This is a genomic window from Xanthomonas campestris pv. campestris str. ATCC 33913 (assembly GCF_000007145.1).
GTDB lineage: Bacteria > Pseudomonadota > Gammaproteobacteria > Xanthomonadales > Xanthomonadaceae > Xanthomonas > Xanthomonas campestris.
In genome coordinates this window covers 2,734,510-2,747,061 of sequence record NC_003902.1, presented here as the reverse complement: position 1 = coordinate 2,747,061, position 12,552 = coordinate 2,734,510, and the positions used below count along the sequence as shown (strand labels likewise).

The following is a 12,552-nucleotide window of genomic DNA, read 5'->3' as shown; positions in this document are numbered from 1 at the left end:
CAGCGACCTTGCCGCCAGATAGATGCAAACGCTAGAGCCACCGGTGTGTGCGAATGCTGCAAGTCGATTCCGACCCCGTAGTGCGCAGTCCGGCCGATAAGCGCAACAAGTCGATCGGCGGTGCTTACCTGGCCGAAGGCGTGTATCCGCTGTCCCAGGGCTGTGGCTTGGTCAGGTAGCACTGATACTCGGCCCTGATGTCGTAGCCGCGTTGCTCCACGCTGGATTGTTCGTCGTTGCGGTCCTTGCGGTTGTCCTTGCCGTCGTTCTTGGACTTTCGCTTATCGGGAAAGATCGGGACCATGTTCGGCGGCGACCGCGCGGTGATGAGTTGCCGGATGGCAGTGTCCGAGCACGCTTGCAGCGCTTCTTGCTCGCAGGGTTGCGCGGGGTCGGGCTGTAGGCTGGTGCAGCTCACAGTGACAAACCCGGCCGGGCCGGGCCGCGGGTCACGCAGAAGGTCCTGGAGGACTGCACATCCAGGCAGGCACGCACTGGCGCCAAGTACAACCAGAACAATGAGATTCCGGCGCATCGTGGTGGTCTTCCATGGATGGATCAATCTGCCATTGCAGAATGCTAGAGCATCTTGCGCGGTTGCAGCGTTGAGCAGGGTAGGGCTGCTTTCGTTACCTTGTCTGGGAGCATCATCCCATCTGCCATTGAGCCGCCAGCTGTGCGGTGGAGGTGCGTCACTGCGCGGTGCGGTAAACACAGCGTTGCAGCGATTTGCAGCGGTTGTGACGCGGCTACAACTTCCCGGCGACTAGCATGGCGGGCTTGTAGCAGGAGACCATCATGTCCTACGACACCGTCAATCCGGCCAATGGCCAGGTCGAACATACCCAGCACACGCTGGACGCCGCCGCCATCGAGGCGCGTCTGGCTGCTTCCGCCAAGGCGTTTCCGGAGTGGGCAGCGCTGCCACTGGCCGAGCGCGGCGCCTTGTTGCGGCGGGTGGGCGAGGAGCTGACCAAGCGGCGCGAGGACCTGCAGCGCATCATGACGGCGGAGATGGGCAAGCTGCGTCGCGAAGCTCTGGCCGAGATCGATAAATGCGCACAGGGCTGCGCCTATTACGCCGAGCATGCGGCCGAGTACCTGGCGCCACGCGCCATTCCAACCGAGGCGCAGTCCAGCTATGTGCGCTATGAACCGCTGGGCTGCGTGTTTGCGGTGATGCCGTGGAATTTCCCGCTGTGGCAGGCGTTTCGCTTTCTCGCGCCGGGCCTGATGGCCGGCAATGTCGCGCTGCTCAAACACGCCAGCAACGTGCCGCGTTGCGCCGATGCGATGAAGGAGGTGCTAGACGCCGCCGGCATTCCGCCGGGTGTGTTCGACGTGCTGCATATCGACAACGATCAGGCCGCCGAGGTGTTGCGCGATGACCGCATTGCGGCAGTCACGCTCACCGGCAGCGAACGTGCCGGCCGCTCGCTGGCCGCTAATGCAGGCGATCAACTGAAAAAGTGCGTGATGGAACTGGGCGGCAGCGATGCCTTCGTGGTGCTCGACGATGCGGATCTGGAGCGCACCGTGCAGTCGGCAGTGCAGTCGCGCTTCGACAACAGCGGGCAGACCTGCATTGCCGCCAAGCGCTTTATCGTGGTGGATGCCATTGCCGACCAGTTCGTGGAGCGCTTCGTTGCCGCCGCCGCGCAGCGTGTGCTCGGCGACCCGCAGCAGGACGCGACCACACTTGCGCCGATGGCGCGTGCGGACCTGCGCGATGAATTGCACAAGCAGGTGCAGGAAAGCGTGTCCAAGGGTGCCAAGGTGTTGCTTGGCGGCGAGCCGGTGGCGGGGTCGCATGCGGGTTACCCGGCCACCATTCTCGACCAGGTCGGCCCAGGCATGCCGGCCTACGAGCAGGAATTGTTCGGGCCGGTCGCGGCGGTGATTCGCGTTGCCGATGAGGCCGAAGCGGTGCGCGTGGCCAATGACACCACCTTCGGTTTGGGCGGCAGCGTGTGGACCGCCGATGCCAAGCGAGGTGAGCGCGTTGCGCAGCAGTTGCAGTGCGGTGCGGCGTTCGTGAATTCGGTGGTGAAGAGCGATGTACGGTTGCCGTTCGGTGGGATCAAGCGCTCGGGATTCGGGCGGGAATTGGCCGAGCACGGGATCCATGAGTTCATGAATATCAAAACGATTTATGTGGCTTGAGGGTGGGGAGTTGGGAGTCGGGATTCGGGATTTGCAAGAGCAGCGTTTTCCTTTGCCGTTGGAAGAGGTGCGCGGAGAACAAATGAGGGTGCGTTGCTCTTGCAGTGCTGGTGGTGTGGATGATTCATCCGCTGATTTGTAGGCAACGTCGCTTTGGCCTCTAGCGAATCCCCAATCCCGAATCCCGGGTTGCCGCTCTTCTTGGGGCGGAGGCTTCAGGCAAAAGCAAAAGCAAAGGCTTCCGCGCCTGTGGCGCGGGTAACTTTTGTCTTGGCAAAAGTCACCAAAACCGCGCTCGCCCGACGCGATCCGGTGCGATGAAGCCGCACCGGTGCCCTGTGCTCCTCGCCACGCGCGGCACGGCGCCCAAACTGGCTACGCTCAGACAAGGGCGCCTTTTCGGCCACGCGTGACTGCGGTGCTCGGCTCGCTTTAGGGCGAGGTGAGCGAGGAGCGAAAGCTCAAGCCAAGCCAAGCCAGAGCTTCCGCGCCTGTGGCGCGGGTAACTTTTGTCTTGGCAAAAGTCACCAAAACCGCGCTCGCCCGACGCGATCCGGTGCGATGAAGCCGCACCGGTGCCCTGTGCTCCTCGCCACGCGCGGCACGGCGCCCAAACTGGCTACGCTCAGACAAGGGCGCCTTTTCGGCCACGCGTGACTGCGGTGCTCGGCTCGCTTTAGGGCGAAGGAAACTAAAGGCGTACAACGAAAGCAAAGACTCAAGCCAAGAGCAACGGCGAAGAGCTCAACGCAAGTGGCGGCCATGAACGACAGCCGGGAGCGATGCTCTTCAGCCACGCCCAGGAGCAGTCGCCAGCGAAAAGCTCAGCGACCACCGCTCTACCAATTCCCCATTCCCAACTCCCCATTCCGCCACCGCAACACGGTGGCCCTTTACAGCCAGCGCGCGCGCTTGAACAGGCGATACAGGACGAGACAGGAGGCAACGATGCCGCCGACCAGCAGCGGGTAAGCGTAGGGTTTGTCGAGTTCGGGCATATGGGTGAAGTTCATGCCGTACCAGCTGGTGATCAGGGTAGGGGCGGCCAGCAGGGCGGCCCAGGCGCCGAGGCGTTTGACGGTTTCACCCTGTGCCAGGGTCACCATGGAGAGGTTGACGCTCAGCGCGGTGCCCAGCATTTCGCGCAAGGTGTCGATGGCGTCGTTGATGCGCACAGCATGATCCAGCACATCGCGCAGGTAGACGCCGACTTCGCCGTGAATCAGCGAGCCGGGATTGCGCTTGAGGTGCGAGAGCACGTCCTGCAGCGGGGCCACCACCAGCCGCATCTTGTTGAGTTCGCGCTTGAGTTCGTACAGGCGCACCACGGTTTCGCGTTTGTAGTTCTCCGCGAAGATGTCTTTTTCCAGGCCTTCCAGGGTGTCGCGGAACTCGTCCATGATCGGCAGGTAGTTGTCCACCACGAAGTCCAGCACGCCATACAGGCAAAACGCCGAGCCCATGCGCAGCATCGCCGGCTCGCGTTCCACGCGGTGGCGCACCGGCGTGTAGGAGAGCGAGGCGCCGTGGCGCACGGTGAGCAAAAAACGTGCGCCGAGGAAGGCATGCGTTTCGCCGTAGCGGATCCGTTCGTTGACCAGCTGCGCGGTGTTGACCACCACGAACAACGAATTGCCATAGCTCTCGGCCTTGGGCCGCTGATGCGCCTTGAGCGCATCCTCGATCGCCAGGTCATGCAGGCCGAACTCTTCCTGAAGTTTGCGCAGCACCGATTCCTGCGGCTCGTACAGACCAACCCAGACGAAGCCGTCCGGGCGCTGTAACTCGTCGCTGATCTGTTCCAGGCTGATGTCGTGGCGCGCGCCGTGGCCGTCGTAATAGGCGCAGGTGATGACGCAGGACGGGTTTTCCGGGTGGCGACGGTTGTTCATGGCCGCATCGTGGATCAGCGCGCACGCACCGGCAAGGCGCGCGGACGCAGCGCGATGGCCAGTGCGGCATGAATCGGCAGCAGCAGCAACACCCACTGCAGGTTGTCCTGCGCCTGGAACGACAACCAGTGAATCACCAGCGCCAGCAGCGCGCACGCAGCGACCACCCAGCACAACACATCGAACCAGCGACCCGGCCGGCGGCCGCGCAGCAGCGTAATGCCGCCCACGCAGAGCAACACGCACAGCGGATTGACCAGCAGCAGATTACGGTTGGCCCATGCAGACTGGTGCGCGGTGAATCCCCACAGATACACCAGCAGGCCGCCGCCGATGGCGCACAACAGCCAGAACGGCAGCGCCGCGCCGGCCAGCAAACGCTGCCTGCGGCGCACTGCCAACACGCCCGCGGCGACCAGCACGCCGGTCAGCAGCCAAGGCCACCAGTGCCGTTGCTGTTCGGCCGGCTCCGGTGCAATGCGATGCGGCAACAGCACCTGGGTGGATTGCACCAGCGGACGTCCGGCGCTGTTGTGCACCTGGGTCAGGCTGTCGGCCAGGCGCATCGGCACGAAGGCTTCTTCCCAACGCGACAGCGGGCGGTCTGCGTACGGCCCCAGGCCCAGGTCGAAGCCGAGCCACATCCATGGGGCAGGGGAGGCCAGGCGCACCGCTTCGCTGCGGAAGGTGTTGCCGCGCGAGCGGCCGGCCAATTGCGACTTGAGCGCGCCGCCCATGGCACGATCCAGGGTGTCCCGGACCATCGTGGCGCAGTTGGCAACGAAATAATCGTAGTGGTAGCGCGCATTTTCCGGCCGGCTCCGCACCGCCAGACCATCGGCCAGGGCCTGCGCCTGTTCTGGCGGCAGATCCAGCCACTGGATGCTCACGCCGCGGCCGCCGTCGCGGTATTGCGCGAGGTCTTCTTCCAGCGGCAGCGCCACCAGGTAGTACATCATCTCGCCGCGCGCAAAACGCGGCACGAAGTCGGGCTCACCGGGATCGAAGAAACCGAAGTTGTACGAGGTCACCTGCTGAGTGGCCGGGTCGACCACCACGATGGCGTCATGGCCGAAGCGCTCGAAGAACACTTCGCCCGGCTGCATGGTGGCCACGCCGATGCGCGGCGCCTGCGCCATGGCGCTCTGCAGGCTCAGCAGGGCGAGCAGCAGGAGTGCACTGCAGCCTGCCCACCATGCGGCGGCGTGGCGTGCCGGCCCGCGCACGGCGGTGCTGCGCTGGCGCAGGTTCAAGCGTCGTCCTGCGGGTCGGGCGGCAGAATGGTGACGTGGAAGGCGTGCACGCGACGCGCGTCTGCCTTGGCCACGCGGAACGCAAACCGGCCCAGGGTCAGCTCCTCGCCGGTTTCCGGCAGATGCCCGATTGCATCGGTGACCAGTCCGCCCACGGTGTCGTATTCGTCATCGGGGAAATCGGCGCCGAAGCGCTCGTTGAAATCCTCGATCGGCGTCAGCGCATCCACCACATAGCGGCCGTCGGCCTGGATGGCGATCAACGAATTCTCTTCTTCGGCATCGTCGTGCTCGTCGTCGATCTCGCCGACGATCTGCTCCAGCACGTCTTCGATGGTGACCAGCCCGGCCACGCCGCCGTACTCGTCCACCACGATCGCCATATGGTTGCGCGAGAGGCGAAATTCCTTGAGCAGGACGTTGAGCTTCTTCGACTCGGGGATCAGCACGGCCGGGCGCAGCAGTTCGCGCACGTTGCCCGGGCCATTGTCGGCCACCACGCCGCGCAACAAGTCCTTGGCCAGCAGGATGCCAAGCACTTCGTCCTTGTTTTCGCCGTGTACCGGGAAGCGCGAGTGGCCGGATTCGACCACCTGCTTCATCAGGTCGAGGAAGCGTGCTTCCACCGGCAACGACACCATTTGCGAGCGCGAGATCATCACGTCGCCCACGGTGAGCTCGGACACGGAGATCGCGCCTTCCATCATGCGCAAGGTGTCTGCGGCGATGAGACCGTCTTGTTCGGCGGTGCGCAGCAGGGCGACCAGTTCGTCGCGGGTATGCGGTTCGCCAGAGAAGGCCGCGCTCAAGCGCTCGAGCCAGCTACGGCGTTTTTCCGGGGATTCTGAGGTTTGGCTACTGTCGTCTTCGGACATCTTGACGGGGAACGGCACCCGGCGAACCAGGCGATAGTGCCAAGTCTAGCAGGAAGCCGTGAGTGGTCTGTGGCTGGGGGCTGTGGCTGACCTGGCGCGCAGGGCAGGGTGTGGGTCGGCGCGGCGGTGGGGCCAGCATCCAGGTCGCCGCGACGCACCGCTGCCCTGCGTCCGTCAGGCCATCTACGTCGGGCCGTGTCGGGACCATCCCGTCCCGATAGCACCAGATCGGCGCGGCTCAGCACCGGAGCGCGGAGCTGATTCCAAGTCGAGGCAGACCAGACGCGCGACGCAGCCCGCATGGGCGGGCGAGCGGGGCCGCGCAGCGCTCAGGGCAAGTCGAGGCTGTAACCGCAGCCCACCACGGTCTTGCCGGGGTGCGATTTCACATTCGACACGCTGAGCACGATCGATTCGATCATCACCTCGCCGGTCTTCGGGTTGGTGGTGTCTTCGCTGACCACCTCGCGCCCGTACATCACCTTGTCGGCGTTATCCACACCCAGCTCCAGGTCCAGCTGCTTGGCCAGCGGGCGCGGGTCGGGCAGGTCGAGCAGCGCCATGACGCTGGCACCGGAAAACGCAATATGGTTGGTGCTGTGGCCGAAGACGGTGATCGGCGTGTTGAGCGTGTACTCGGTCATGAACAGGTTGGACTGCGCCTGCGGTGCCCAGCCCAGCGCCACCGCCTTGAGCGGGTCGGCCAGGATCGGTGCCAACGCGGAGAAGTCGCCGATGCGCTGGCGGCACTCGATCAGGGCCGGCAAATCCGGGCGCACCGGCGCGGTCTGCGCCCAGGCCGGGCAGGCAGCTGCCACCAGCAGGCCAATCATCACCCACCGCCGCATCAGCGCTCTCCCGCGTACGGGTCGTCAATGCCGAGTTCGGCCAGGATCTCGCGCTCCAGCTGTTCCATCGCGTCGGCTTCCTTGTCGTCCTCGTGGTCCCAGCCCAGCAGGTGCAAGGTGCCGTGCACGGTGAGGTGCGCGTAGTGCGCGCTCAGTGACTTGCCTTGCTCGGCGGCCTCGCGGGCCACCACCGGCGCACAGATCACCAGATCGCCAAGCAGCGGCATCTTGACGCCCTTGGGCAGGCCCTGAGGCATCTCCGCCGGGAAGCTGAGCACGTTGGTGGCGTAATCCTTGCCGCGGTAGTGATGGTTGAGCGAGCAGCCTTCCTTCTCGTCGACCACGCGTACCGCCAGATCGGCTTCGCGGATCCGCCCCTTCAGCGCGGCCGCCACCCACTTGCGAAAACTCACCGACGACGGTAGCCCGGTGCGCGGCAGCGCATAGCTGACTCCGACGTCGAGGCGGACCGGACCTTTGGTCATGGGGACACCAATCATTCTGATCAGACAGGAGCAACAGTATCGCGCGTGTGCTGTTTTACTGCGACTTCCAGTCGCCTGCGTCATACGCGATTTCGACCACATCGGCCGTTCTCGCTGCATCCTCGATCCCTGCCTCCTTGAGCGTGCGATAGCAGTTGAAGCCCAGATGGGTCTTGATCTCGCGCGCCATTGCCACGGCCTGCTCCTCAGGTGTGGCGTCAGCGTCGACGCGAATGCTCGCCTTGGCGCAGCCGCCGATGCTGGTGACCTGAATTGCTGGAACCAGTGTCAGTGCAGCTTGGTCCGCCAACGCCTCGAAAGCGTCCTGAGCCACAGCGTCCTCGTCCGCAGACACACGCACCTTGAAGTAATAGAGCTGCTTATAAAACAGATAGCCGTTGGAACGCATCGGCTTGCCGGTCGAGGACAGTTGCGTCCTGAGGCGCAGCTTTTCCCCGACAACCCGCTGGGCATCCGCGATGGCCGCGATGACCTTGGCATCGGTGCCATTGGCGGGCGCGGCGGCAGGCGCATCATTGGTCGGCAGCACAAGCGTGGTCTGGTCCAGCTCGTCCAGGCGCGAATAGCTGCCCTGCGTCATTGCCGACGCGAGGTCTTTGCGAAATGCCGCCATGCCCTCTGCAATGGCTTGCGTCTGATCGCGCTGCCCGAGTGGGTAGACGAATACATCGATCGACAGATCCGGTTGCCCTGACATCGCGTAATGGAAAGCGGCGCCGGCGGCCTTGGCGTCCGGGGTGTAGGCCCTGCGGGCCAGAGAGAACGGGCCTACCGTCCTGGGTGCGATCAGATAGCTGGTTTCGATGTAGGCGCGCGGTGATGTTGGAGCCTCTTTGGGCTTGGCCAACAGTGTCGCGGGCACTGCACTCAGCAAATAGACGCAAAGCAGCAAGCAGTCACGGAACATGGGCACTTCCTGTGCGAAACGTCCTGCTAGTTTACGGCCACTGGGCTGCGGGCCAACACGTGCAGGTCAGTGGCACATCCGTGCTGCAGCGGTCAGATAACGCACTGGATCCTTGTCAGGTGCAGGCCCTCGACCTACTGGGCAACGCTGGCACTGCGAAGCGATGACGTCGCATGGCTAGGGTTGCGCAGATGCCTGCGCCACGCCGACATTGCGACGCACCACCTGGGCGCAGGACACCTGGCGGTGCCTGCATCGGCGTGATTTCAGGCCGCGGGTTCGGCCGGCGTGTGGGCGAGATCGTGCTTTTCGTACGCCGTGACGATGCGTTGTACCAGCGGATGGCGCACGACGTCGCGGGCTTCGAAGAAGGTGAAGCTCACCCCGTCCACCTCGCGCAGCACGTCGATGGCATCGCGCAGCCCGGACTTGACGTGCTTGGGCAGGTCGATCTGGGTGAGATCGCCGGTGACCACCGCGGTGGAACCGAAGCCCAGGCGGGTCAGGAACATCTTCATCTGTTCGATGGTGGTGTTCTGCGCCTCGTCCAGGATCACGTACGCGTCGTTGAGGGTGCGCCCGCGCATGTAGGCCAGCGGAGCGATCTCGATGACGTTCTTTTCCAGCAGCTTGACCACCTTTTCCACGCCCAGCATTTCATACAGCGCGTCGTACAGCGGACGCAGATAAGGGTCGACCTTCTGGCTGAGATCGCCGGGCAGAAAGCCCAGCTTCTCGCCAGCCTCCACCGCCGGGCGCACCAGGATCAGCCGCTGCACGCGCGACTCGTTCAGTGCCTCCACGGCGCTGGCCACGGCCAGGAAGGTCTTGCCGGTGCCGGCCGGGCCGATACCGAAATTGATGTCGTGGGTGGTGATCGCGTGCAGGTACTTGGCCTGGTTGGCGCCGCGGCCACGCACGGTGCCGCGTTTGACCTTGATCGCCACGTCCTGTGGTTCGTACGCGCGCTGCGCCACCTGCTCGACATTGGCATCGTTGAGCCGCAGATGGATGGCGTGGTTGTCGAACGTGGTGGAGGCGGCTTCGTCATATAGCGCGGTCAGCAGATGCTGCGCGGCATCGACCGCAGGCTCCGGGCCGGTGACGCGGAAGATGTTGCCGCGGTTGGCGATCTCCACGCCAAGCTTGAGCTCGATCTGGCGCAGGTGCGCATCGAACGGACCGGCCAGGTTGGCCAGGCGCTCGGTGTCGGCCGGGTCGAGGGTGAAGTCGCGGGACGCTGGTGAGTTCATGATTGGATCGGACACCGCAATGCGGCGTCGGTAGGACGGGAGCAAAAGGGTAGCGCGGGGGGCGTGATCCCACCAGCAAACCGGGCGGCGCAGCACCGCGTCGTGCATAGGTGCGGAGCGCAGCCAGGACTTTTCCACACCGGGTGTGGAGCGTCGTACCAGTAACCTGTGGATAGATTCGGTTTGCCTTACTGCCGCAAGGCTCGCACAGTATGTGGCAAAAAAATGACCAGCGTGTGGCAGGTTGTCCACACCGGATGTGGATGGTTCTCGCCAAAGCCTGTGGGTAAGTGACGACGCGCTTACTGCGACAAGGCCTTGCAGTTGCATGGCGAAAAAATGACCATGGCGCGTGGCGCGTGTTTGAGCACGTCGCTGTGATGCTGCACTGGGAGCGATGCATATGGACGTGCATGTCAGCGCGATATCGCTGCGGTGCAGAACCGTGCCACGGCGCGCTAGTCAATGACGCATTGGCCATCCGACAAGAATCGTTTCGCGCTTGCGGGCATTTCTCACGACCACTGCGGCACGTAATGCTTCCGCCATGGCGCAGCACTGCGTCGCCTGCACCATGTCTCGCCACCGTCGTCGGCCTGCACCTGGGCGACCACCACACGCCAACTGCATCAGCGTGTGAGGTCTCCCGGAGGGCAAGAATGCGCGCTGCCCGCTCAGGCCGCGCTGTCGTCCAATTGGATGCGCCCGCGCAGCGAATTGCTCAGTGCTTCGGTGATCAGCACATCCACGAACTGGCCCACCAGGCGCGGATTCCCCGGGAAATTCACCGGGCGCATGTTTTCGGTCTTGCCGGTGAGCTCATTGGCATCACGGCGCGACGGGCCTTCCACCAGCACGCGTTGCACGCTGCCGACCATGCGTTGCGAAATGCCGGCGGCATGCGCGTTGATATGCGCCTGCAGACGTGCAAGGCGAGCCTGCTTCACCGCATCGGGGGTGTCGTCTTCCAGATCCGATGCCGGCGTACCGGGGCGACGCGAGTAGATAAAGGAGAAGCTCTGGTCGAAGCCCACGTCCTCGATCAACTTCATGGTCTTGTCGAAATCGGCGTCGGTCTCGCCCGGAAAGCCGACGATGAAGTCGGAGCTGATCGAGATGTCTGGCCGCACTGCGCGCAGCTTGCGGATCTTGGACTTGAATTCCAGTGCGGTGTAGCCGCGCTTCATCGCCGACAGGATGCGGTCGCTGCCGGCCTGCACCGGCAGATGCAGGTAATTGGCCAGCTGCGGCACATCGCGGTAGGCATCGACCAGCGAATCGGAAAACTCCAGCGGGTGCGAGGTGGTAAAGCGGATCCGGCCAATCCCGTCGATCTGCGCAATGGTACGGATCAGCAACCCCAGATCGGCGTACTGCGCCGGCTCGCCAGCATCGGCACCGTACGCACCGCGATACGCGTTGACGTTCTGGCCGAGCAGATTGATCTCGCGCACGCCTTGTGCAGCCAGCTGCGCCACTTCCACCAGCACGTCCTCGAACGGCCGGCTGACTTCTTCGCCACGTGTATATGGCACCACGCAGAACGAGCAGTACTTGGAACAACCTTCCATGATCGACACGAACGCCGACGGGCCATCGGCACGCGGTTCGGGCAGGCGGTCGAACTTCTCGATCTCCGGGAAGCTGATGTCCACCTGCGACTTGCCGGACTCACGGCGCGCACGGATCAACTCCGGCAGCCGGTGCAGGGTCTGCGGGCCAAACACCAGGTCCACGTACGGCGCGCGCTTGACGATCGCTTCGCCTTCCTGCGACGCCACGCAGCCACCCACGCCGATGATCACCGGCTTGCCGCCGGCCTTGAGCGCCTTCCAGCGGCCCAACTGGCTGAACACCTTTTCCTGCGCCTTTTCGCGAATGGAGCAGGTGTTGACCAGCACCACGTCCGCGTCTTCCGGATTGTCGGTGAGCTCCAGTCCTTCGGACGCGGCAAGCACGTCGGCCATCTTGGCCGAGTCGTACTCGTTCATCTGGCACCCGTGGGTCTTGATGTACAGCTTGCCGCGCACCAGGGCAGGCGCTTGCGGGCGGCCAACGGGCAGGGGCAGCAGGGCGGGCGCGTCCACGGCGGTGGCCGTGGTCGGCAGATCGGAAACGGATGTCCCGGGCATGGCGCTTATTCCAGGCGGGTAGAAGATAGCCGCGCAGTTTACCCGCTCACGCCGCCCCGGTGGCGGTCAGGCGCCGGCATCGACCGCCGCGGCCCGCGCCACCGCTGGCCGCGCGGCCATGCGTGCGATGTAGGCCAGGGTCGGGGCAGGTGGGTCGATCATCTTGAAGCCGGCCATCCAGCCCAGCGCGCTGCCCCACAGCACGTCGGCGGCGGAACAACGCGCGCCGAGCAGATAGTCGCCCTTGGCCAGCTGGGCATCCACCACCGCCAGCACGGTGGGGAAGTCTGCCCATGGCGATAGCGAGCGTGGCGGTGCATCGCGCTTCATGGCCTTGTCGATCAGGGCCGGCTCGAAAGCCGAGCCGTAGAACGCCAGCCAGCGCAAATAGGCGCCGCGGTCCGGGTCGCCCGGCGCAGGCGACAGCCCGGCGTCCGGGTACAGCTCGGCCAGGTATTGGTAGATCGCCGCCTGTTCGGTCACCACGCTGTTGCCGTGCGTGATCGCGGGAATCTTGCCCATCGGGTTGATCGCCAGGAACGCGGCATCGCGCTGGTCGCCGCGCTCCAGATCCAGCCGCTGCAGGCTGTAGTCGGCGCCCAGTTCCTCCAGCAGCACCAGGACTCCGCGCGAGCGCGATTGCGGATTGTGGAACAAGGTGATGTGGCGGTCGCTATGCATCGGAAGCTCCTGGCTGGAAGGAAGGCGAGACATGCAGCCTAC

At 64.5% G+C, this 12,552-nt stretch carries 11 protein-coding genes; 1 reads left to right on the top strand and 10 read right to left on the bottom strand.

What is annotated here, in order from left to right; genetic code table 11:
- Nucleotides 1-124: 124 nt before the first annotated feature.
- Nucleotides 125-304, bottom strand: coding sequence for a hypothetical protein (locus XCC_RS22430; protein ID WP_225041615.1), 180 nt, complete (start codon nt 302-304; stop codon nt 125-127).
- 494 nt (nt 305-798) lie between these two features.
- Between XCC_RS22430 and XCC_RS12150 the strand changes: the two genes are divergently transcribed.
- A complete protein-coding gene (locus tag XCC_RS12150; protein WP_011037479.1) occupies nt 799-2,163 on the top strand; it encodes an NAD-dependent succinate-semialdehyde dehydrogenase in 1,365 nt (454 codons plus the stop codon).
- An 893-nt stretch (nt 2,164-3,056) separates the two neighbouring features.
- On the opposite strand, the gene XCC_RS12145 is transcribed toward XCC_RS12150, so the two are convergent.
- From XCC_RS12145 to XCC_RS12105, 9 genes are all read right to left on the bottom strand, one after another.
- The gene (locus XCC_RS12145; protein ID WP_011037478.1) at nt 3,057-4,055 is read right to left on the bottom strand and encodes a magnesium and cobalt transport protein CorA; all 999 of its coding nucleotides are present in this window, start codon (nt 4,053-4,055) and stop codon (nt 3,057-3,059) included.
- A 14-nt stretch (nt 4,056-4,069) separates the two neighbouring features.
- Complete coding sequence (locus tag XCC_RS12140; protein WP_011037477.1) at nt 4,070-5,308, bottom strand: DUF4105 domain-containing protein; 1,239 nt, start codon at nt 5,306-5,308, stop codon at nt 4,070-4,072.
- Complete coding sequence (locus XCC_RS12135) at nt 5,305-6,183, bottom strand: HlyC/CorC family transporter (RefSeq protein WP_011037476.1); 879 nt, start codon at nt 6,181-6,183, stop codon at nt 5,305-5,307. Before XCC_RS12135 ends, XCC_RS12140 begins: the two co-directional genes overlap by 4 nt.
- Nucleotides 6,184-6,512: 329 nt before the next feature.
- Nucleotides 6,513-7,031: a hypothetical protein gene (locus XCC_RS12130; RefSeq protein ID WP_011037475.1), complete on the bottom strand. Its 519-nt coding sequence runs from the start codon at nt 7,029-7,031 to the stop codon at nt 6,513-6,515.
- A complete protein-coding gene (gene ybeY / locus XCC_RS12125) occupies nt 7,031-7,516 on the bottom strand; it encodes an rRNA maturation RNase YbeY (protein WP_011037474.1) in 486 nt (161 codons plus the stop codon). Before ybeY ends, XCC_RS12130 begins: the two co-directional genes overlap by 1 nt.
- A gap of 55 nt (nt 7,517-7,571) precedes the next feature.
- Nucleotides 7,572-8,444, bottom strand: coding sequence for a hypothetical protein (locus XCC_RS12120; protein WP_016944539.1), 873 nt, complete (start codon nt 8,442-8,444; stop codon nt 7,572-7,574).
- 266 nt (nt 8,445-8,710) lie between these two features.
- Complete coding sequence (locus tag XCC_RS12115) at nt 8,711-9,697, bottom strand: PhoH family protein (RefSeq protein ID WP_011037472.1); 987 nt, start codon at nt 9,695-9,697, stop codon at nt 8,711-8,713.
- 674 nt (nt 9,698-10,371) lie between these two features.
- A complete protein-coding gene (miaB, locus tag XCC_RS12110; RefSeq protein WP_011037471.1) occupies nt 10,372-11,829 on the bottom strand; it encodes a tRNA (N6-isopentenyl adenosine(37)-C2)-methylthiotransferase MiaB in 1,458 nt (485 codons plus the stop codon).
- 66 nt (nt 11,830-11,895) lie between these two features.
- Nucleotides 11,896-12,510, bottom strand: a complete 615-nt coding sequence (locus XCC_RS12105; RefSeq protein ID WP_011037470.1) for a glutathione S-transferase family protein — start codon at nt 12,508-12,510, stop codon at nt 11,896-11,898.
- Nucleotides 12,511-12,552: the final 42 nt, after the last annotated feature.

What these genes read in the sequence shown, in the direction of transcription:
- ybeY (WP_011037474.1), bottom strand. Translation starts at nt 7,516, where the DNA reads ATGACCAAAGGTCCGGTCCGCCTCGACGTCGGAGTCAGCTATGCGCTG.
- XCC_RS12120 (WP_016944539.1), bottom strand. Translation starts at nt 8,444, where the DNA reads ATGTTCCGTGACTGCTTGCTGCTTTGCGTCTATTTGCTGAGTGCAGTG.
- XCC_RS12135 (WP_011037476.1), bottom strand. Translation starts at nt 6,183, where the DNA reads ATGTCCGAAGACGACAGTAGCCAAACCTCAGAATCCCCGGAAAAACGC.
- XCC_RS12150 (WP_011037479.1), top strand. Translation starts at nt 799, where the DNA reads ATGTCCTACGACACCGTCAATCCGGCCAATGGCCAGGTCGAACATACC.
- XCC_RS12105 (WP_011037470.1), bottom strand. Translation starts at nt 12,510, where the DNA reads ATGCATAGCGACCGCCACATCACCTTGTTCCACAATCCGCAATCGCGC.
- XCC_RS12115 (WP_011037472.1), bottom strand. Translation starts at nt 9,697, where the DNA reads ATGAACTCACCAGCGTCCCGCGACTTCACCCTCGACCCGGCCGACACC.
- miaB (WP_011037471.1), bottom strand. Translation starts at nt 11,829, where the DNA reads ATGCCCGGGACATCCGTTTCCGATCTGCCGACCACGGCCACCGCCGTG.
- XCC_RS12145 (WP_011037478.1), bottom strand. Translation starts at nt 4,055, where the DNA reads ATGAACAACCGTCGCCACCCGGAAAACCCGTCCTGCGTCATCACCTGC.
- XCC_RS22430 (WP_225041615.1), bottom strand. Translation starts at nt 304, where the DNA reads ATGGTCCCGATCTTTCCCGATAAGCGAAAGTCCAAGAACGACGGCAAG.
- XCC_RS12130 (WP_011037475.1), bottom strand. Translation starts at nt 7,031, where the DNA reads ATGCGGCGGTGGGTGATGATTGGCCTGCTGGTGGCAGCTGCCTGCCCG.